Here is a 20,905-nt window from a genome sequence, read left to right as displayed (position 1 = left end):
TGAACGGTTATTATACGAAGCATGAAGTGAATGCGAATCAAAAAAGAACCAGGAACTCTCGCTTATTGACCTGAATCAACTCAGGCTTATTCTCCATAATACAGAGTACAACCCTGATTTTCTGGATCCCGGCCAATGAACCGGATTTTTTTGATCTTCTCCAAATATACGACAGCTACTTCCCAGCTACACCTCAACTACTTCCGAGCTACTCCGGCTGCCCCATGATTGTTCCTGCCATTGGAAGAAACAAGAAGGAGCATGAGATGGAGATTCAACACCTGAGCCAGAAAGAGCTAATTCGAATACGTATAATTCGCAAATGGAAATGGTTATCATTTAATCGATTTTTAAGTATAGTTCCAACCCGTGACACCGCTTTTACTTATCCAGAAGCCGGTCAGGCGCAATAAAGCTCAGGTCATTGTTCATCGATTTTCATAGAAATAGAAAGGGTCAACCCCCTGTATTTTAAACAGTCAATACACCGCTATTAGAAAAAAAACCTCAGCGTTTACATTCAAAAGTAGAACCAATGCTAATACACAAAACTACTCTGGCACTGGCGGTCAGTGCCATTGTGACTCAATCTGCCATGGCAGACGGAACATCTTCTGCAAATTCAGAGTCGCAAAACCAGAACAACAAAGATGTGGTCGTCGTCGTCAGGGATAAAGCCGACGACCAGCTGACTTCAAAAACCACGCTGGACAGTGAAGCCATTGCCAACACGCCTTCCGGCAATGGCAACCTGACCGACTTTCTGAAATCAAACCCCAGTGTCCGGTTTGATTCAAAATCTGAAAATGGCTTTCTGGGTGGTGAAATTCGTCCGTCGGATATATCAATCAATGGTGCCGACCCTGAACAGACCGCTTTCATGATTAACGGTATGTCTGTTAACAACGATATTGATCCGACAAATACTCTGAACCTTGATTCAAATGGTGTGATGCCGGGCAAAAGTTCCGGACAGGGTTATTTTCTTGATGCCAATATGCTTGGCAGCATTACCGTCTACGGTGCCAATATACCGGCAAGTCTGGGTGGCTTTACCGGCGGTGTCGTTGATGCCGAGCCGTTAAGCTACAGCGGCGTTAACAGCACCTCGGTTCGATACCGCACCACTGGCTCTTCCTGGGCATCAATGAAGGTGGATAAAAACTATGATCGTGCTAAAAAGACTCAGCCCGAGAAATACACCTCTCAATTCCAGCCTGATTACCCAGCAGGGATTGACAGATAATCTTGGGGTCGTACTGGGTGTCAGCCGTCGTGACTCAGATATCAAGCAAAACCGCATTGTTAATAAAGAAGGCGATATTGACAGTCGTCAGCAGAAACGCCGTTCCGACAATGTGATGGCGAACTTCACCTGGCAGGCAGGCGCTGATAGCACACTGGATGTCAATTTGCGTTATTCCTCTTATGAAGAACGGCTGTTTTGGGGGGATACGGTCGGGAATAACTTTGTTGATCAGCATCGTGCGTTTGGCCTGACCACACAGTGGCAGCAGCGATTGAGTAGCGGGCAACTTAAAGCCACTGTCGCCTATGACAATTATCATGATGACCGGGACTCAAACAGTAGTTCAGTAGTTACCGTTGTTGACCCTGATACCTTTGACTCCTATGTCAATGGTGGCTATGGAGACAGCCGCATAAATCAAGAGACAACACAGCTAAAACTGGATTACTCCCATGACTCGCTGAACTTTGCCGGAGCAAAGCATGATCTGACTTCCGGTGTGCAATTCAACTATACACGTTATCGCTTTGAGCGAGATCAGGATGTTTTCGGCAAAGTTATTTTTTTCCGTGACGAAGAAAATCTGGAGGCTAGTGCTGGTAGTGCAAATGCAAGCTACAGCCAAGCTGTTATTTATCTTGAAGACCAGATAACAAAAGGTGACTGGAGCTTCCGGCCCGGGTTTCGCCTGGAAAAAGATGATTACCTGGAACGTACCAACCTTGCTCCCCGCTTTGCAGTCAACTGGCAGGCGCTGGATGATACCCGCTTAACCTTCGGAGCTAACCGCTATTACGGGCGTTCATTTGCCGCTATGAAGCTGAACGAAAAAGTCGCCGTCCTGAATAAGGATAAAAGCCGGCGGTTCAAAAAAATTGAGGGTCTTAAATCCCCCTTTTCTGACGAGCTAACGCTTGGCATTAACCAGAGGCTGGGGAATTTTCTTCTGGTTGCCCGCTATAACAATCGTAAATACCATGACCGCCTTGTATATGACCAAACCGAAAACCCGGAAAAATATATTAATGGCAAAACGTTTAAGGCTGATATTTACACATTGCAAATAAGCAATATCAGACCCTGGGTATTAGGTCAGACACAATGGCAAGGTACTCTGGCAGCCGACTACCTGGACACCGACAGAACTGACGTGGCAGCTAATGAATTCCGTGACTCGGTAGGGTATCTTGACGGCAAAAAAATGACTCGCCGGGAAATGGAAGAAAAAGTCAACAGTAACAGTGAAGAGTGGACCGTTCGCCTCAATCTTGATATGGACCTGCCCCAGTATCGGGTGAAATGGAGTAACCGGGTTTATGTCAAAGCGCCTGTGAAGGGATACAGCCGTATTACTCGTGATGTGAAGGATAAAATTGATGCATTCAAAAGCTATGACTATGGCTCTCATACCCAATGGGACACTAAACTTCGCTGGACAATCCCGGTGGTGCGCAACCAGAAAGCGTATCTGCAATTTGAAGTGCTGAACGTTCTCAACAAAGTCCGCAGACTGGAAACGCAAGGTAACAGCAATAAGGGGGAGTTCAGCATTTACTCCCCGGGTCGCCAGTTCTGGCTGGAAGCTGGTTACCAGTTCTGATGGCCTGACACCTATAACACGGCTATTACCACGATTATGCCCTGCCCGGTTGCAGGGCTTTTCTGTCTTTTATTCTTTTGTACCGTTGCTCTGTATTCATGATTACAAACTCCTCACGCTGGCAACAATGGCGAGACTTTCTCGCTCGTGTCTGGCACCTGACCCTGCCTTACTGGCGCAGTGAAGAAAAATGGAGCGCACGCCTCCTGTTAGGAACCATCGTCGCCCTTAATTACCTGATTGTTGAACTGGCCGTCTGGTACAGCAACTGGAACCGGGACTTTTTCAACCTGATGGATGAAGAAAGGTGGGGCGACTTCTGGATGATGCTGGCGCAGTTCGCCGCTATCATGCTGGTGTTTACCTCTGTTGACCTGCTTGAAGATTATCTGCGACGAACCCTGCATATTCGCTGGCGACGCTGGCTGACCCTGGACTATCTCGAGCGCTGGCTCAGTGGCCGGAAACTCTATCGCCAGCAGTTTCACCCCGAAGCAACGGATAACCCTGATCAACGTATCAGCAATGACATCCATCAATTCTGTGAACGCACCATGGCCATGAGCCTGCAACTGTTGCGAACCGTCACCAGCCTGTTTTCCTTTACCATTATTCTCTGGAACCTCTCGGGGTCACTTGAATTTGACTGGGCTGACAGTCACTGGGTAATTCCCGGTTATATGGTCTGGGTGGCACTGCTTTACTCGGTGTTTGGTACCTGGATCACACACAAAGTGGCTCGCCCGCTGGCGCAGCTGAACTTCCAACAGGAGCACCGGGAAGCGGATTTTCGTTTTCATCTGATGCGGGTTCGTGAGCATGCCGAGTCGGTGATGCTGCAACAAGGGGAATCCGCAGAAAAAAAACGCGCCGTTAACCTGTTTGGCAAAATCTGGCACAACTGGAACCGGCTGACCCGGGTCAAGTTGCAGTTCAGTGCCATGAACAGTGGCTACAACGAAGTGGCACGTATCTTCCCCTACCTGGTGGCAGCACCACGGATGATGAGTGGTGCTCTGCAACTCGGTGACATGATGCAGACGGCCACCGGCTTTTACCGGGTTCAGGAAGCCTTCAGCTGGTTTGTGGATGCCTATGAACAGGTGTCTGAATGGTGGGCGGTGACGGATCGCCTGATCTCCTTTTCCGATCAAATTGATGGTCTGGAGGATACGACACCGGAACAACCCTCCGACCTGCCCGGCTGGTCATCGCTGACCCTGTCAGACCCTCAGCAGAAGCTGCTGTTTAGCGCACCGGAACTGTTCCTGACCGGACACACCCTGATTCGCGGCCCCAGTGGCAGCGGCAAAAGCACACTGATGCGCAGCCTTGCCGGTCTCTGGCCCTTCCATGAGGGGCAGGTTCACCTGCCCGATCACCGTCAGTGCATGTTTGTGCCTCAAAAAGCCTACCTGCCCCATGCCACGCTGAGTGAAATACTCTGCTATCCGCACCCGTCGGGGGACTGGTCAGACGACGAATGTCTTTCAGCCCTGAAACAGGCCGAACTGCCTCACCTGACCGAAGAACTGAACAACAACCAGAACTGGCAGCAACGGCTATCCGGTGGCGAAACCCAAAGGCTGATGATCGCCCGGGTGCTATTGCAAAAACCACGCTGGCTGTTTCTGGATGAAGCACTGTCGGCACTGGACGAGGATTCAAGGCACCGGCTGGAACAGGTACTGCACACAACCCTGCCTGATACAAAAGTGGTCATGATCAGCCATCAGCCATCAGCCAGTCAATGAAACATGGTTTAACCAGATACTGTCTATCTGTCCGAACAACAAAACGTTGCGAGAGGAATTTATTTGATGCATCGACTGTCCCTCATACGGCTACCTCTCATAGGAAAGAGGTTAACAAAGCAGGCTCTGGCCCTGACAAGTGCAGCCCTTCTGCTGTTGCTGTCGGCCTGCGCCCATAACACCAGCCGCAACCTGGACGGGCTGATCCGTTATAATCCGTCGATACAACGTACGACACTGGACAATGGTTTCAGAAGCTTTCTGCTACCCAACAAAAATCCTGACAAAGCCGTTTATATGCGACTGGTCGTCGACGCAGGCTCCCTGCATGAAGATGACGACCAGAAAGGTGTTGCCCACTTCGTTGAGCACATGGCATTTAATGGCACCGAGAACTACCCCGGCAACAGCGTTATAGCTGAACTGGAAAAAGCAGGCATGAAGTTCGGGCTGGATGTTAATGCGTACACCGACTTCGAGAATACGGTCTATAAACTGAACTTGCCGGACAATAAGCCAGAAACGATGGCCCTGGCCCTGGATATCATTGCTGACTGGTCCGGACGTGTCACCATTCGCCCTGAAGATGTAGACGGTGAACGCGGCGTCATACTGGAAGAATGGCGAAGCCGTCTTGGCCCCATGTTGCGCCTGGGGGATGCCAAGTCAGCCGTTGACATGGCTGGGTCGCGTTATCTTCTGCGCGACCCCATCGGCAGCGTAGACGTCATTAATCATGTTTCAGTCAGTCGGGTCAGGGATTTCTACCAGCGCTGGTATCGTCCGGACAATATGTCGTTAGTCGTGGCGGGCGATTTTGATCCGGATGAACTTCAGGCCATGGTTGCTCAACGTTTTGACTACCTCAAAAAAACCACATCAACACTGCCGGAGATCGACTTCAGCATTCCTGCACCTGAAGGCTGGAGAGTGGCACCAGTGACGGCCGAAGGTGTTAAGGAACCAACACTGGAGCTGGGGTTTGTCCGACGCGCCGACCAACACGTCACCATTGAACGCTACCGGTCTGATCTGGCTTCCGGGATAGCCACCCGTCTTTTAAATCTGCGTTTGCAGGAGTGGGAAGAACACCATGAATCGATAGCCAGCGCCGGGTTCTTTGACAGCCCCCTGGGGCGGGAAAACAATCAGTCACTGTTCTCGCTGCCACTGAACAACGAGGATTTCCCGGTCGCTGCAAAAGCACTGTTTGCCATGCTCGCTGCCATTGACCAGCAGGGCTTTTTGCCAGAGGAAATTGCGGCTGAGCGGAACCGGTTACTGAGGGTAGTAAAAAATAATCGCCAGAAAGAGGATTCCAGTCCCGAGCTGGCCTCTGATCTGGTGATCAGTGCCGCAACGGGGCAGTTGCTGTTTGCCAAAGAAGATGAATTTACCCTCAATGAACAACTATTGAACAGCCTGACAGACCAGGAGGTCAATCAGGCTTATCGTGCTATTTTGCAGCCTCCGTCACGGTTGCTGCTGATGACTCACGCTGAAGACTCTCCGGCACCCGAACTGACCTCAGCCGAGGTCGAGCGTTGGTGGCAAGAGGCCATGACAATCCGGCAGCCCATCTATCAGCAACCGTCTGTCGAAGGCAGCCTGCCTGAATTTGAAGGCGAACCTGGAAAACTATGGGAAGAACGCCACTGGCCCGAACAGAAAATCACAGAGTATCGATTGAGCAATGGCAGCAAGCTGGTTTATCGCTACTCTGACGACAAGGCGGGACGGGTTTATTTCCGGGCTGAAACTGCCGGTGGTCTGTTGTCTGTGCCGGCAGAAAATTTCCATCAGGCGCGGATAACCACTTCTCTGGTAGATGAAACCGGTATTGGAGGTCTTTCCTACAAGGTGATTCAAAAAATTATCAATGGTCGCCTCCTTGGGTTAACCACCCTGTTTGACGAGAACCTGCAGGGCTACAGTGGTTGGGCAGACCAGCGTGACGTAGGTGTGCTGATGCATTTGTTCCGGCTCAAGCTGGCATCGGCCAGCGTCTCTGAAAAAGTACTCGCCCAGTACCGTCGTGATATGAAGGGACAACTGGCAGACAAACCTGCTGACCCATGGTTTTCTTATGCCAGCCAGGTTGAAGCCAGACGCTTTCCGGGGCAGCCAGGTGCCTACAGTCTGGACAGTCCGACCCTGGCCGGACTGAATGCCCGACAACTGGCGGATACCTACCAGAAGCTGATGCAACAGAGAACCGATTACACCTACTACATCACTGGCGATATCGAGCCCAACATGCTGCTGCCGCTGGTTCGTCGTTATCTGGCCAGTGTTCCGGTGAACACCCAGCCCCTGAACCTGAGACAGTCGTTACCCGCGACAGAACAACCACGCCTGACCGTGTTACAGAACCAGGAACCACGGGCCGAGGTTGAAATCTACCTTACTGCCGTTCAGCCCTGGTCATTTACCGACAGTCTGCGTTTGTCTGTGGCGGGAGAGCTGGTGCAGGATGAACTGAGGGCGCAGCTGCGAGAGGAGGCTTCCGGTGTTTACGGTGTAAGCAGCTGGTTCTGGCAAAATGCCCATGAAGATTATGCCTCAGCCCGAATCGGTTTCAGTTGTGACCCTGCCCGGGTGGATGAACTGATTGACCTGACCTACACAGTATTGGATCAGCTCGCCGCCCGCGAATTGTCCAGCGAAGTGCTGAACAATAAAATGCGGCAGCAACAGGATCAGTATCAGGGAATATTGCACACGGGCCAGGGCTGGTTGGATGCCGTTACGCTGAGCTACCGGGTAACGGACAGCCCCTTCTTTCTGAAACAGGAGGAGCAGCTATATGAGACAATGGACGTTAAAAACGTTGAAAAAACACTGTCGACGTTCCTCAACAACAGTGACCGCTTTGAAGCGTTACTGACGAATGACAACCTGAGCAGATAGCTGACTAATGCCCGGGAAAACTGATAACCCCGGGCATTAAAATTCGCCAATGGTTAGAAGAACATTGTTTTATATCCCTGTGAACTACTCGCCCCTGAAGGAGCGAGCTTCCAATACTAAGCAGCTACCGCAGTAGCAACTGTTCTTTTCTTTTTTGACGTTTCGCTGCCAGATGCGGGAGAGTGCTTGCACTTTCCCGTCTTACAAATGGCTCCACGTCCTTTAGTCAGCACAGGAATACCCTTGCCAACCAACTCTGTTCCGGAGTCTAAAAGTAAATTAATTGCTCGTTTCTTAGTTACGATGCTGGCGTTTCGGTCAGCGTTGTCAACGTGTCCGCAGCTACCGCAAGAAAACAATGCCTGTGTCTTACGGTTGTCGGGGTGAGTGTAGTCGCATTCCGCACACTCTTGACTCGTATAATATGCAGGTACTTTGAATACTGCCTTACCTGCCTTCGCCGCTTTGTAGCGGGTGTAGGTTTCCAGATAGTGCCAGCCTACGTTGAGAATGGCTTTGTTCAGACCGGCTTTCTGTTTTGCTTTGTTGGATATGAATTTGCCGCTTCTGTCTTTCTTAGCCTTTGGCTTGCGAGTCATCTTCGAGGTTTTCAGGTCCTCGAAAATGATGACCTTAACCTTGCTATCGACCATCTTCCGACTGGTTTTGTGGCAGAAGTCCTGCCGGATATTGGCAACTTTCTTATGTTGACGGGCTATCCGGTTTTTTGTCTTTTGCCTGCGGTTAGAGCCTGTGGTTTGGCGAGACAGACGACGTTGCAGTTTTTCAACGTACCGCTTGCGCTTATCTATGCTCTTTTTCTGATTCTCCGTGAAATTGTAAGCCTCCACGCCGGTATGCACTGGTATGGCAACACCACGATCCACGCCAATGACATACTCTTCCAGCCATTCTTTAGAAGCGCCTTTCAGGTACTCCAGGTGTTCCTTTTCTGTTGCGGGTTCTTCCGATCCATCGTCATAGCAGAAAGAAACGAAGTACCGACCAATCTCTTTCCTGATGTAAAGAGACTTTGGCTCGTTGAATGCACCGTGGGACTTGAACGACAGATAACCGATATTGTTGGTCTTTGTGCCTATAAACAAGCGGGTTACGCCGTCTTCACAGACATCGAACCGGAACAATTCTTTTGTGAGGTAAATGCTGCCCTTGTCTGTCTTTGGCTTCCTTTTTGGTTTGCCGCACAACCCTTTCATGTGCTTCTGGAAGGTCTGATACCAGTGGGTAGCTGAATTTCTGATTATCTGGCTGGGACAGCTATAGAGCCAGGGAGAAAGCTCTCTGCTTTTAAATTGAGCGGCCTTAGTGTCAACCGGCGCAAATGTCCCGACAGGGCAATATTTTCTTGCGTAGGCGCTGTAATAGCGATGTTCGTCACACTTGGCATTCCAGATAAACCGGGCGCAACCCATCCACTGAGACAGGATCAGCTTTTGCTGGTCTGTTGGATTGGCTTTTAATCGGATGCCCTGAAGCATTGCAGTGCCTGTTATGTTGAATGCCTTTTATGCTAGTGCAGCCAGGCGCTAAAAACCATTCAGGCAGCACTGGTATTTTCAGCAAAGCATCGCCGGAACGTATTTACGAGGGAAATGACCGATCAACTTCGTGAGATCTTTTCAGAAACCTGCCCGCAAATGGAGTGCCACTTTCAGAAAATTCGTTAAGACTTCTAAACGATCGTCACAGCAAGGCTAGCGCCTTGCGCTGGCTAGACCCGCCTCTAAAGAAGCGGGTTTGCGCCAGTGTTTCGATCAATGTATGCAGTTGAGTGGAGAAGACTCCGGCTTGCTCCTGCCCACAACACTGACTATGCTGTGTCGCTGATTTTTATTCTCTGCTACCAGCTTTAGGACACTGCAATGGCCGAACAGTTATTTTTTGACCCCGCCGCTCCGAAACAGGACAAATATGCAGAGCTGATCCCGCAGATCGAAGCGCTAATCAGCTATGAAGATGATGTCACAGCCAATCTGGCGAATGTGGCCGCCGCACTGCGTCAGGCGATGGGCTTTTTCTGGGTTGGCTTTTACATTGCCCGTACACCGGACATGCTGGTGCTAGGGCCATTCCAGGGCCCGATCGCCTGTACTCGAATTCCGAAGGGTCGCGGCGTTTGTGGTGCAGCTTTTGAACGGGCTGAAACCATTCTGGTACCCGATGTTGAAGCCTTTTCTGGTCATATCGCCTGCAGTAGCGATTCAAAGTCAGAGATTGTTCTACCTGCCTTTAAAGAGGGTAAAGTCGCACTGGTGCTGGATGTCGACAGTAACCAGCTAAATGACTTTGACGAGGTTGATCAGCAATACCTTGAGCAGCTTATGCGCATTCTGGAAAAATGCCTCTGATTAAAGGCATATCTGTGCATTTGACATCCTCTCCCTGCCAGATCGCAGAGAGAGGATGTCAATTTTTCATAACAACAGAACGCCTGAACACTTTTTCAGTTGTAGTTGCTCTGGTGGAGTTCGTGCAGATGGCTATCCCGGTCGAGGCAGCGACCTTGTAAAAGATATCTGTTATATGCTGCAAAAGCCCCTTCAATGGCTCTTCAATGGATAACTGCGAGGTAAATGCAGCTTGATTCAGTCTTTGTACTCAACCACTTTAAACGCCAATAAGCGGGGACTGTCGCCTTTCTGGTTGACCTTTGTCTTGTAAATTATCCGGGTTAGGAGTTATAGCCAATGTAAGTACTTTTGGTTATCATCACACCGATTTCTACGATAAAAATAACAAAGAGAAAGTTATGAAAAGAAATATCCTGACGTTATTCTGCGTACTTTCGTTTGCACTTCAGGTTTCAACTTCCAGTGCCAGCTCTTACGCAAAAACCCAATATCCAATTGTACTTGTTCATGGCCTGTTTGGCTTTGATGAACTTCTGTGGGTTGATTACTTCTATAAAATTCCCAGCAAGCTAAGTTCTCATGGAGCCAGAGTCTACACAGCAACCGTTTCTCCTGCCAATTCAACTGAAGTACGAGGTGAGCAGCTTCTGAATTATATTGATGAAGTGCTAGCCCACTCGGGAGCGGAGAAAGTTAACCTGATTGGTCACAGTCATGGTGGGCCAACGATTCGCTATGCAGCCAGTGTATCGCCGGATAAGGTTGCCTCAGTTTCTTCGGTTGGCGGTGTTAATTGGGGTAGTTCTGTAGCCGACCTGATTCGTAAACACATCAAAAAAGGAACGGCGTTTGAGGGGCTTGCAGCCGCAACCGTGAACAACCTTGCCAACCTTATTGAGCTATTATCTGGTTCGGGTGTGTCGAAATTGCCAACCGATATACTGGCAGCCACAGAAGCACTCACCACAGAAAAAACCATTCAGTTCAATCAACGTTATCCAGAAGGTATACCGAGCACCTATTGCGGTAAAGATGGTGACATGCTGGCAGGTAATGGGGTCTACTACTTTTCCTGGAGTGGAGGCTCAACTTCCACCAACATCTTTGATGTATCTGATCCCTTTCTTGTGGCTACAGGTCTGGTTTTCGGCGAAGAAAACGACGGGCTGGTGTCTTCCTGCAGCTCGCACCTTGGTTATGTCATAAAAAGCAATTACCGCATGAATCATCTGGATGAGGTTAACCAGTTATTTGGTTTGTCACACCTGTTTGAAACTGATCCAGTCAATCTCTTTATTACCCATGCTAACCGTCTAAAAAAGCTGGGGTTATAAGTGTTGAAACGCTATGCAGTAGTTTTTAGCCTGATATTACCAGTAGTCTGTATTTGCGTGCTGTTGAATGGCCATGTAAATGAAAAGAATACTTTGGAGCCAAAGCCTGAAGTGAAAGAAACACCAATCGAACAGCGATTGAAACAGAACTCTAAGCCTCAGTCCGAAGCAGCGATGTTAAAACTAAACTCAGGTAAAGACTTCATACTTTATAAAGGCATCAAAGATCATTTTGATCATTTTATTGCCTTGCAGAAAACTGAAAATAAAGCTCTGCTTGAGACAGCTTATAAGACTTATCTGCTACAGACAGAGTTAACGGTTTTAGGGCAGAAGCAGGCTGCTGATCTATTTTCACGTTATGTTCAATACAAGCATGATCTACTCAGGTTGGAAGCCGAGACGCCGATTCCTCAGGGGTCTTTAGTTGAAGCTGCCCAACGCAGATTATTATTGCTGGATGAACTTCGCTGGCGTTGGTTCGGTAGCACGGAGTATCAGTTTCTTTTTGCCGATGAACGGCAATTTGATGAAGCCGCCCTGAACCGACTGGCGATCAGACAGAATAGTCAACTTACCCGCGAACAGAAAGAACAGCGTCTGGAGCAGCACTTTGCCAATCTGTCAGAACCAGAAAAAGAGGGGCTGCAGCCCAGTCTTGACCTAATACGGAGCCGAAGCATCAGGCAACTGCCCCAGGGCAATCAGTACAACCTGCTCGCCGCAGAGTTTGGTGATGAAATAGCAGGGCGAATGATTAAGGCCTGGAAGAATCAAACCGACTGGCAGAAGCGTGTTCAGGCGTTTGTGGTCAAAAAAGAACGTATTTTGTCTGATCCGGGTCTTGATAAGTTACAGAAAACCCTTTTAATAGCTGAGCTGGAAGAATCTGGTTTTAGCCAGTATGAGAAGAAGCGATTAAAAGTATTTATTGAAAATCCAGAGCTGATGGTCACAGGAGGTTAGTTAGATCCCCCTAATGATCAAGAAGGCTTCGGGTGCGGTTCATTTGCTACCCAAAGGCAACAGTGTCGAACACCTGTTGCCTATGAAGCTCACACAGGATGATTTAAAAGGAAATAGGGGTAGATGGGGTTCCCAACTGCTTAAGTTTGCCCTGCTATCAGGTCATAGTGAACGCGAAGCCAGCAGGGACATCTATGAGTTGGTGAGTCCCAGCCGGTGCCGGGTCTTAGCCACCCAAGGAGACAAAGGGGTATTCTCTGAAGATCACCCCTTATACCCGGGCTCTATTGGTGTGGGCAGTCGCCCGGAAGAGACCCAATCATTGTCTGATAATACAATCTAATAGCAAGGGTAATCCGTATAGCCTTTTTCCGTGCCACCATACATGGTCATAGGATCGACTTCATTGAGCGGCCATGCCTGTGCAATGCGCTGAGGCAAATCCGGATTGGCAATAAAAGGACGTCCAAAACCGAACATATCACCATGGCCTTCGGCCAGTAGTTTTGTGGCTTTTTCCGGGGTATATTTACCGGCGTACATGATGCGGCCACTAAACGCCTGGCGCACATCGTTATAGAAGTCCTGGGGTAAATCCGGCGCTTGCTCCCAATCGGCTTCCGCCAGGGATAAGTAAGCGATTCCCGCCTGTTGTAAGACGCGAATGGCCTCTAGATAGGTGTGGTGAGGGTCGCTTTCCACTAAACCCAGGTACACTCTGTCTTCATTGGTACTTTCAAATAAAGGGGCAAAGCGCACGCCCATGCGCTGGGGGCCAACGACCTCAGCCACAGCGGTAACAATTTCTTTTAAAAAACGCAGTCTATTTTCCAGTGAACCGCCGTACTCATCCTCGCGCTGATTGGTGTGCTCAGAAATAAACTGATTGACCAGATAGCCATTAGCACAGTGCAACTCAACTCCATCAAATCCAGCCTCCAGCGCATTGCGCGCAGCCTGTGCATAAAGCGCCACCAGCTCCTTGACTTCTTGTGTACTCAGCGCCCTGGGCATACTAGGTTCAGCTAATCCACCTTCTCCGGGTCCAGTTTCAACAAACACTTTCACCGCATCGGCAGCGATAGCCGAAGGCGCTACGGGTGCCCCGTTATCTGGCTGTAAGCTCGTATGTGATACCCTTCCCACATGCCACAGCTGGGCAAAGATAATACCTCCTTTGTTATGCACAGCCTGGGTGACTTTCTTCCAGCCCTGAATTTGCGCTTTGGAGTAAATGCCCGGTGTCCAGGCATAACCCTGGCCTCTTGGCTCAATTTGGGTGCCCTCTGTAACCATAAAGCCAGCGCCAGTGCGCTGGGCGTAGTAGTGCGCCATCAAAGCATTGGGGATATCACCGGGCTGGCTGCTGCGAGAGCGCGTCAATGGCGGCAAGGCGATACGGTTTTTTAACTGGTAGGGTCCGAGCTTAAGCGGACTAAATAGAGTACTGTGTTGCATTGTTTTTTCCTGTTAATAGGTCGGTACTATCGCTTTCAACGCGACGTAAAAGATTTGCGCTAAACCTATACCCATACTGATACAATGAAAAACAAAGCTTGCTTGTGAAAGATACAAATATGAGTCGTATTGATAGATTGGACCTGACACAACTCAGAGTGATGCAGGCCCTGCTTAAAGAACGCAACATTTCTCGCGTTGCCGGGCAAATGGGTTTGACGCAGCAAGCGGTGAGCGAAAGAGTGAGAAAGCTCAGAGACATATTCAATGACAGGTTGTTTTTGCGCACCAGCAATGGCATGACACCCACCCCATTTGCAGAGTCTTTGCAAAGTAAAATCAATCACATCCTCGAAGAAGTGGACGAGCTCATCGCGCCGCAGGAATTTGAACCGGGAAAGCTCACGGGAAGATACACAATCTCAGCCAACGACTACGCGGTACAAGTGGTCCTCCCCCCATTGCTCGCGCACATGCGGGAGCAGGCACCCGAGCTTAAAATTCTGGTGCGGGATTTTGAGTGGGATAACCTGCACAGCCAGCTGGCCACAGGCGAGCTAGACCTGGCGCTCAGCTTTCCTGCCTTCACACCGCAAAGCTGCCACAATTTATTGCTGTTTGAAGAGCACCATGTGTGCGTTGCCGCTAAGGACTCCCCACTCCAGCAACAAAATCTGAGTGTGAGCGATATCGCCGCTTTACCACAACTGGTCATCTCTCCCTCCCGGGCCAATCTTAAAGGCTCGGCAGATGATTGGTTTGCCGAGCAGGGCTATAAACGCAATATCGTTATGTCCGTTCCCAGCTTTGCCGCAGCGCCGGATGTAATAGCAAGCACAGGCTGCGTGGCTTTTTTGCCCTCTCGCCTATTACCCCACCCCAAAGTCAAACCGCTCAACACCCGGGTACGCCCCCCACACTTTGAGGTCATTGCGGCATGGCACCCAAGATCTCATTATCACCCGTTGCACCTATGGGTGCTAGAACTGCTCAAGCGAGCCTTTGCACAAGACGGATAACAACAAGTATGTGACCCGTCAACTCAGAGAAGCCGTGTGTGATAAGCAACCGGATGTAATTCTGGCCGGCGAGGTAGAATGCGATGAGGTTTACACAGTTGCAGGCCATAAAGGTCATCCTAAACCTCTGTCCCCCCTAACACCCTGTCAATGTCTTCAGCATTATGGCGTTCCGGTAATTGTTCCCATTCTTCACCAAATGACCGATTGACGATTCGCCCACGCTGGACTGCCTTACGGGATTCGATTTGCCTGGCCCAGCGTACAACATGCTCATAAGTGTGGACTTGCAGAAATTCCGCGGCATCGTACAACCTGCCAAGAACAAGGTTTCCGTACCAGGGCCAGATCGCCATATCAGCAATGCTGTATTCTTCACCCGCCACAAAGGTATTGTTAGCCAGTTGCCTGTCTAAAACGTCCAGCTGACGTTTTGCCTCCATTGCAAAACGATTGATTGGGTATTCTTGTTTTTCATCCGCGTAAACATAAAAATGCCCAAAACCACCGCCAAGGAAGGGAGCTGATCCCTGAGCCCAGAACAACCAGTTAAAGGTTTGAGTTCTTGCAGCGCCCTCTTCAGGCAGGAACTGACCGAACTTCTCGGCCAGGTGAACCAGTATTGAAGCGGATTCAAAAACGTTGACAGGCTTATTCCCTGACCTGTCGATAAGGGCTGGAATTTTTGAATTAGGATTTACACCCACGAAGCCCGATGAAAACTGATCTGACTCACCGATCCGGATCAGGTGGGCGTCATACTCGGCTTCTCTGATTCCCAGTGCCAGCAACTCTTCAAATAAAATGGTGACTTTCTGGCCGTTAGGGGTCGCCAGTGAATAAAGCTGAAAAGGATGTTCCCCTACCGGTAACTCTCTTTCAAACCTTGCGCCTGAAGTCGGCTGGTTGATGTTTGCCCACTGATTACCACTGCCTGTTTCGTTTTTCCAAATCTTTGGTGGTATGTATTGCTCTTCATGCATTAGTAATACCTTTACTTTTACCCAAAAAATCTTTGCGGCATCCGATCGGTTGCAGTCGCATCTAATTATAAGTATGGAGCCTGAATATATTTGAATCCGTCCGATTTTTACAAGAATACTGTCTTATATCCTTATGAATGTAAGCAGTTGACCTGCACATACGACTGATACCGACTATCAATACCGCACGAAGCGTCTTCATTCTCCATTCGGTAGTGGTTATCCGAATTGTTCTTTGTAGCCAGTTCCGTAGAATTAAAAACCAATAGGAATCATTATTATTTGCAACATATTCTCTGATGTCGAAACCACATTACAAAAAACGAACTCACTTTATGTCTGTCTGCAACAGACGCACTCACAAACCTGTGTTTATACTTTATTTTCTTTTATTCATTCCCTTTGCTGCCCAATCGGTCAGTCTGAAAGACATTAACAAAGCCGATCAGGGAGGACTAAACGCCAGCAAAAGTGCCCAGATGTCCATCGCTGCTATCGATGAGCAGATTCAGCAGAAGCAGGCAGAGTATACGCAAATCAACCGTGAAACTCGTATCGCTAAAAAATACCAGCAACAGCTTGAGAGCCAGATCAGCCAGCTGGAGCAGGCTCTTGCCACTCTCAATAAGCAACGCGGCACCCTGCGCCAGACGCGAACTCACCTGGCACCATTAATGGATGAAATGTTTGTTACCCTTGAACAACTGATTTACGCCGACTCCCCATTCCTCATCGAAGAGCGAGCCTTGCGACTGCAACAACTGAAGGTGACTCTGTCGAATCCAACGCTTTCCCTCGCTGAGAAAATGACCCGCCTGCTCGATGCCTATCAGGTGGAACTGAGCTATGGCTACAGTGTCAGCAGTTATCAGGGACAACTGGAAAACCAGCAGCTGGTAACGTTTCTGAGAGTCGGACGACTGGGCTTTTACTACCTCACCCAGGATGGAGAATCATTCCGCTGGCTGCCCGAAAAAGGCTGGCAAGCCCTGGATAGCCACTGGACGGAAAGCCTTGAAAAGGCGGTTGCCACTGCCACAGGGGAATCCATTCCTGCGCTGATGACTCTACCTGACTCAGGAGCCCGCTGATCATGCCTTACCAACAAACTATGCAAAAGCTCCTGGTCGCAACCCTCTTGTGGCTGACCGCAACCGTTCAGGCTTTGGCGTCAGACTCGCCGCTGGACTCATTAATGAACCGGGTTCTTGAGGGGAGCCACCAGGAAGTTCTTCAGGCCCGGGCACTGGTTGATGACTTTGATGCCAGTCTGGGCAATGCTGAAAAACGCCTGCAATCTTCCCGAAGTGAGCTGGAACGAATTAACCATCAAAACGTTGAACTTGAAGACCGTTTGCTGTCCCTGCAAAAACAACTGCGAGAGCAGCAGAAACAGTGGGGCGCAGAAAAACAGGATCTTCAGGAGCTACTGAAAAATGTCAGCGACCAGAGCCAGGTGTTATTTGAACAGGTCAGGCCTTATGGTCTCTGGTCACTTGACACCACGGGGGCAAAGCCTCTGAGTGAAGAAACCATTGGTCTGAACGACATCCGTCAACTATGGCAGGCCATGGTACAGCAAATCGTTGTCAGTGGTCGTATACATCAAAGTCAGGAGCTCATTATCGACCGTCACGGAAAACCCCAACAGGCACAAGTGACCCGATATGGCCCCTTTACCAGCTCAGCTCAGCCGGATAATACCGATACCCCGGTCTGGGTCAGCTTTCTGCCAGAACAGCAAGTCTGGGCAGAGCTGACACCGCAGCCTGAATTATCCACACCAGAACAGGGCATGATCATAGACCCGTCGTTTGGTGCCCTGCTTGTTCAATACGCCAATGCGCCGGACTGGCTGGATAAACTAAAACCAGCCGGTATGGTTGGTCTGTTAATCGCACTCACAGGACTGATCGGTCTTGGTATCGCCCTCGTTAGAATCATCGCCCTGAATAAAGAGCAGCGCAGTGTATCGGAACAGCAACAGGCTCTGGACTCAGCGAACCCTTCTGAAATCCACGCTGGCAACAGCCTGGGACGTGTCATGCTTGCCGCACAGCGAATGCAACCGGAGTTCCTGGAGAACGGCATTGATGAAGCGGTTCTGAGAGAAGTGCCACCCCTTCGCTACGGGTTAGGCACCCTGGCGGTGCTGGCAGGCATTCCGCCCTTGCTGGGATTGCTGGGTACGGTGGGCGGCATGATCGAAACCTTTAATGTCATCAGCTCGGTTGGCAGTGCCAACAGTCAGCTGCTGTCCGGCGGCATTGCCCAGGCTCTCCTGACGACCAAACTCGGACTGATGACTGCCATACCTTTGTTATTGCTGCACTGCGCCCTGAAAAACAAAAGCAACGCACTGATTGAACTGCTTGAGCAACAGGCCGCAGGTCTTCTGGTACAGCACCGTCTTGCTACTTCCCGGAAACCTGAGCATGTATGAAACCCTGCCCTTTCTCCATAAGACAGGCTTTTTTGGGGTTGCAATCGCAATCACGTCGACCCTCATGTGGTGGCTGATTCTGCGCGTGTTTTTACGACAGAGAGAAGATACCTTACAGGCAGTGGCTCATCTCGAACCGGCATTCAGCGAACTTTCAGCGTCTGTTAATGCACGACAGAGCCGGCAGTATCTGAGTCGGTCAGAACTCCATCGCCTGCAACAGCGAATGACCCGGGGCATCAGCTGGATTAAAGTGCTGGTAAGAATCCTGCCTCTTTTGGGGTTGCTGGGTACTGTTGACGGCATCATCATCAGCTTCGAGCACCTTGGTGGTGAAGTCGGCATCCAGCAACAACTGTCTAATGGTATCAGTTCGGCCATGCTAACCACCCTGAGCGGACTGGTCACATCTTTGTCCGGTTATTACCTGGCTCACTATGTACAACGCCGTAGCCAGCGGCGGGTAGAGAAGGTACGGCAGTACCTCCACCAGCTGCAGGAGCAAACTTATGCGCTTTAAACATCAGGACACTGCGACGGAGGAGGCTTCAGTTGATATGACGCCACTGATCGATGTGGTGTTTATTCTGTTGATATTTTTTATTCTGTCAGCGTCCTTTCAGACTCAGCAAAGTATTCAGATTGAACGACCTCAGGCCGCCACCAGTGACAGCCAGTCAGTGTCCAGCCTGATCGTTACTCTCAATCACAATGGTGAGATTTTTATTGACGGGCAGAATCTCGACCTTGCGGTTCTGGCACTACGTGCCGAGCAGAAGGCCGCAGGTTCTTCAGTAAGTTCGGCGCTGATCAGGGCCGACAAGAAAATAGACAGTGGTCGTTTGATTGCTGTTATTGACAAACTTCGACTGGCAGGCATTGACAATGTTGCTGTGGCTACCGAAAAAATGGGCTGAAACCGCACTGGCCGTATTACTGGCACTGCTGATCAACCTTGGACTGCTGTTGTTTATCCAGCTGTTGACGCAATCAGACACCTCATGGCAAGCGAATCAGGTCATTAATTTGTCTGTCACCTATAAAATGCCAGAACGGCAGGATGAGCAGGTCGAGCCAGAGCAGCTTCAGGAGCTGACAGCGCAACGTCAGAGCCTGTCACCACCACCAGCCAGTGTACTGAATATTACAACACTGGATGCAGTGGCTGACATTGCTCTGCCAGACATCAGGTTTACTCCAGACCAACCCGATAAACTGGTGTCTTCCTTTTCTATGGATTACAGCCCCGATGGTTTGTATTCAGGCAGTCGCATGGCAGTCAATATGGTCACAGCCAAACCCGTTTACCAGACACCAGTCCGCTACCCTGCCAGGGCAAAAAGCCTGGGGCTGGAAGGTCACGTAACCATGCTGCTGTCGATCAATACCGAAGGTCTGGTTGAACAGACCAAAATTCAGTCAGAAGACCCAGTGGGTGTATTTACCCAGTCCGCACGCCGGGCGGTGATGCACTGGCGCTTTTCCCCACCCGACCAGACCGAATGGCAAAAGATCACCATTTACTATGAACTTGATGATTAAACTGGCAGCCACTCTGCTGCTTTACTGGTTATCTTCAGCAGCGTTCGCGGTAACGCAACAACAGTATGAGCATTACCTGTTTCTGCAAAAACAGCTTGCTGAACACCCTGCTGAAACACTGCCTGATATCGAAAGCTTTCATCAGCGACTTCGCCGTTATGATGAACAGGCAAAAATAATGGCCGCAAGCCTTCATCTTGACGCCTGCATGCAGCTGACAAAACCCGGCTGCGCCCTGGTGCAGGCGAAAGAGCTACTGTCTTTTCAATCACTCAACCAGAAGCAGCGACTGGAACTGCTGCGCCTGAGTGGGCATATTGCCTTTGAGGTGAAGGATTTTGCCTACAGTACTGAACAAACCCGGGCCTGGCTGGCACTGGCAACATCCATCAATCAGGCACTGCTGAAAGATAATGCTCCGGTCACTGAACCGGAGCATGGTGCCACCAGCAACCAGACACTGATTACGGCAGCGGCTTTTGCAAAAACATTGAGCCTGCAAGCCTACGGTTATTATCAGCTGCAACGCTACACGGAGGCTATCGACAGTGCTCAACAGGCGATTGCTCATGAACAGAATGAGTCAAGGTATCTCCTGTTACTGAGTCTGTACCAGCAGGTAGAAGACCTGCCAGCAGAAAACAAAACGCTGCAAACGATCACCAGCCTGTATCCGGAACAAACTCGTTACTGGGAGAGGCTGGCCAGCACATGGCAGTTACTGGGGCAACCGGAGCAGGCACTCAGTACGCTTGGCAGTGCCTACAAATCAGGCCTGCTATCCAGCCAGGGCCGTATACGCTATGCGCAGCTTTTACTGCAACAGGGCGCTCCGGCGCGAGCAGCGCACATTCTGGAAAGTCATCAAGACCAGCTTGAGTCCAGCAAATTCTGGCGACCACTCCTGCTTCAGGCGTACCTGACTTCATTTCAGCGACAAAAAGCACTGAACCTGATCAGCACGCTGCCAAACAAACAGCGTTCAGAACTTAAATTGAAGGGGCAGCTGGCTTACAGCCTTGGGCAGTGGCAGGAAGCGGCCAGGCTGTTGGGCCAACAGGCAGAGAAAGAACCTGGTAACCCTTACTGGCGATTGCTTCAGGGCATCAGCCTGTATGAACAAAAGCGCTATTCGATGGCCAGTAGCGTGTTTGAGTCGTTACGGAACAGCCAATACAAAAGTACCGCCGGACAATGGCTGCAACAGATCAGCTATTTACAGAACCGTTCCTGACCATTGATTTTATCGTTGACAAAGAACCGCTATAGGGGGGG

The 20,905-nt window shown here is 50.0% G+C and carries 19 protein-coding genes; 16 read left to right on the top strand and 3 right to left on the bottom strand.

What is annotated here, in order from left to right:
* Positions 1-535 precede the first annotated feature (535 nt).
* The 4 genes from NX722_RS07395 to NX722_RS07380 all read left to right on the top strand — a co-directional run bounded on the left by NX722_RS07395 (position 536) and on the right by NX722_RS07380 (position 7,513).
* Positions 536-1,246, top strand: a complete 711-nt coding sequence (locus tag NX722_RS07395; RefSeq protein WP_262567430.1) for a Plug domain-containing protein — start codon at positions 536-538, stop codon at positions 1,244-1,246.
* The gene (locus NX722_RS07390; protein WP_262567429.1) at positions 1,167-2,849 is read left to right on the top strand and encodes a TonB-dependent receptor plug domain-containing protein; all 1,683 of its coding nucleotides are present in this window, start codon (positions 1,167-1,169) and stop codon (positions 2,847-2,849) included. The genes NX722_RS07395 and NX722_RS07390 overlap by 80 nt, the downstream gene beginning before the upstream one ends.
* 98 nt (positions 2,850-2,947) lie before the next feature.
* Positions 2,948-4,603, top strand: a complete 1,656-nt coding sequence (locus NX722_RS07385; protein ID WP_262567428.1) for an ABC transporter ATP-binding protein/permease — start codon at positions 2,948-2,950, stop codon at positions 4,601-4,603.
* A gap of 66 nt (positions 4,604-4,669) precedes the next feature.
* The gene (locus tag NX722_RS07380) at positions 4,670-7,513 is read left to right on the top strand and encodes a M16 family metallopeptidase (RefSeq protein ID WP_262567427.1); all 2,844 of its coding nucleotides are present in this window, start codon (positions 4,670-4,672) and stop codon (positions 7,511-7,513) included.
* Positions 7,514-7,629: 116 nt separating this feature from the next.
* Here NX722_RS07380 and NX722_RS07375 read toward each other — a convergent pair whose 3' ends face one another.
* Positions 7,630-9,012 (bottom strand): RNA-guided endonuclease InsQ/TnpB family protein, encoded by a 1,383-nt coding sequence (locus tag NX722_RS07375; protein WP_262567426.1) that lies wholly within the window; start codon positions 9,010-9,012, stop codon positions 7,630-7,632.
* Positions 9,013-9,069: 57 nt separating this feature from the next.
* On the opposite strand from NX722_RS07375, the gene NX722_RS28800 reads away from it, so the two are divergent.
* From NX722_RS28800 to NX722_RS07355, 5 genes are all read left to right on the top strand, one after another.
* Complete coding sequence (locus NX722_RS28800; RefSeq protein WP_407648060.1) at positions 9,070-9,201, top strand: transposase; 132 nt, start codon at positions 9,070-9,072, stop codon at positions 9,199-9,201.
* A 195-nt stretch (positions 9,202-9,396) separates the two neighbouring features.
* The gene (locus tag NX722_RS07370; RefSeq protein ID WP_262567425.1) at positions 9,397-9,882 is read left to right on the top strand and encodes a GAF domain-containing protein; all 486 of its coding nucleotides are present in this window, start codon (positions 9,397-9,399) and stop codon (positions 9,880-9,882) included.
* 401 nt (positions 9,883-10,283) lie between these two features.
* Positions 10,284-11,219, top strand: coding sequence for a lipase family alpha/beta hydrolase (locus tag NX722_RS07365; RefSeq protein ID WP_262567424.1), 936 nt, complete (start codon positions 10,284-10,286; stop codon positions 11,217-11,219).
* A gap of 174 nt (positions 11,220-11,393) precedes the next feature.
* The gene (locus NX722_RS07360) at positions 11,394-12,185 is read left to right on the top strand and encodes a lipase chaperone (protein WP_262567423.1); all 792 of its coding nucleotides are present in this window, start codon (positions 11,394-11,396) and stop codon (positions 12,183-12,185) included.
* Between the two features lie 13 nt (positions 12,186-12,198).
* Complete coding sequence (locus NX722_RS07355; RefSeq protein WP_262567422.1) at positions 12,199-12,528, top strand: hypothetical protein; 330 nt, start codon at positions 12,199-12,201, stop codon at positions 12,526-12,528.
* Here NX722_RS07355 and NX722_RS07350 read toward each other — a convergent pair.
* Positions 12,525-13,643 carry an alkene reductase gene (locus tag NX722_RS07350; RefSeq protein WP_262567421.1) on the bottom strand — a complete coding sequence of 373 codons (1,119 nt, stop codon included), beginning with the start codon at positions 13,641-13,643 and terminating at the stop codon, positions 12,525-12,527. The genes NX722_RS07355 and NX722_RS07350 overlap by 4 nt on opposite strands.
* 119 nt (positions 13,644-13,762) lie before the next feature.
* Here NX722_RS07350 and NX722_RS07345 point away from each other — a divergent pair, with 119 nt between their 5' ends.
* A complete protein-coding gene (locus tag NX722_RS07345; RefSeq protein ID WP_262567420.1) occupies positions 13,763-14,662 on the top strand; it encodes a LysR family transcriptional regulator in 900 nt (299 codons plus the stop codon).
* A 119-nt stretch (positions 14,663-14,781) separates the two neighbouring features.
* Here the strand turns inward: NX722_RS07345 and yghU are convergent, their stop codons facing one another.
* A complete protein-coding gene (gene yghU / locus NX722_RS07340) occupies positions 14,782-15,645 on the bottom strand; it encodes a glutathione-dependent disulfide-bond oxidoreductase (RefSeq protein ID WP_262567419.1) in 864 nt (287 codons plus the stop codon).
* 299 nt (positions 15,646-15,944) lie between these two features.
* Here yghU and NX722_RS07335 point away from each other — a divergent pair, with 299 nt between their 5' ends.
* From NX722_RS07335 to NX722_RS07310, 6 genes are read left to right on the top strand one after another with little or no spacing between them, the layout of a single operon-like run.
* On the top strand, positions 15,945-16,736 hold the full coding sequence (locus NX722_RS07335; RefSeq protein WP_262567418.1) for a DUF3450 domain-containing protein: 792 nt from the start codon (positions 15,945-15,947) through the stop codon (positions 16,734-16,736).
* A gap of 2 nt (positions 16,737-16,738) precedes the next feature.
* The gene (locus NX722_RS07330; RefSeq protein ID WP_262567417.1) at positions 16,739-18,088 is read left to right on the top strand and encodes a MotA/TolQ/ExbB proton channel family protein; all 1,350 of its coding nucleotides are present in this window, start codon (positions 16,739-16,741) and stop codon (positions 18,086-18,088) included.
* Positions 18,081-18,608 carry a MotA/TolQ/ExbB proton channel family protein gene (locus NX722_RS07325; protein WP_262567416.1) on the top strand — a complete coding sequence of 176 codons (528 nt, stop codon included), beginning with the start codon at positions 18,081-18,083 and terminating at the stop codon, positions 18,606-18,608. Before NX722_RS07330 ends, NX722_RS07325 begins: the two co-directional genes overlap by 8 nt.
* The gene (locus NX722_RS07320; RefSeq protein WP_262567415.1) at positions 18,598-19,005 is read left to right on the top strand and encodes an ExbD/TolR family protein; all 408 of its coding nucleotides are present in this window, start codon (positions 18,598-18,600) and stop codon (positions 19,003-19,005) included. Before NX722_RS07325 ends, NX722_RS07320 begins: the two co-directional genes overlap by 11 nt.
* Positions 18,974-19,630 carry an energy transducer TonB gene (locus NX722_RS07315; RefSeq protein ID WP_262567414.1) on the top strand — a complete coding sequence of 219 codons (657 nt, stop codon included), beginning with the start codon at positions 18,974-18,976 and terminating at the stop codon, positions 19,628-19,630. The genes NX722_RS07320 and NX722_RS07315 overlap by 32 nt, the downstream gene beginning before the upstream one ends.
* Positions 19,614-20,864 carry a tetratricopeptide repeat protein gene (locus NX722_RS07310; protein WP_262567413.1) on the top strand — a complete coding sequence of 417 codons (1,251 nt, stop codon included), beginning with the start codon at positions 19,614-19,616 and terminating at the stop codon, positions 20,862-20,864. Before NX722_RS07315 ends, NX722_RS07310 begins: the two co-directional genes overlap by 17 nt.
* Positions 20,865-20,905: the final 41 nt, after the last annotated feature.

The sequence above is a fragment of the Endozoicomonas gorgoniicola genome (genome assembly GCF_025562715.2).
Lineage (GTDB): Bacteria > Pseudomonadota > Gammaproteobacteria > Pseudomonadales > Endozoicomonadaceae > Endozoicomonas_A > Endozoicomonas_A gorgoniicola.
The sequence above is the reverse complement of the archived record's forward strand: the minus strand, read 5'-3'. Positions and strand labels throughout refer to the sequence as shown.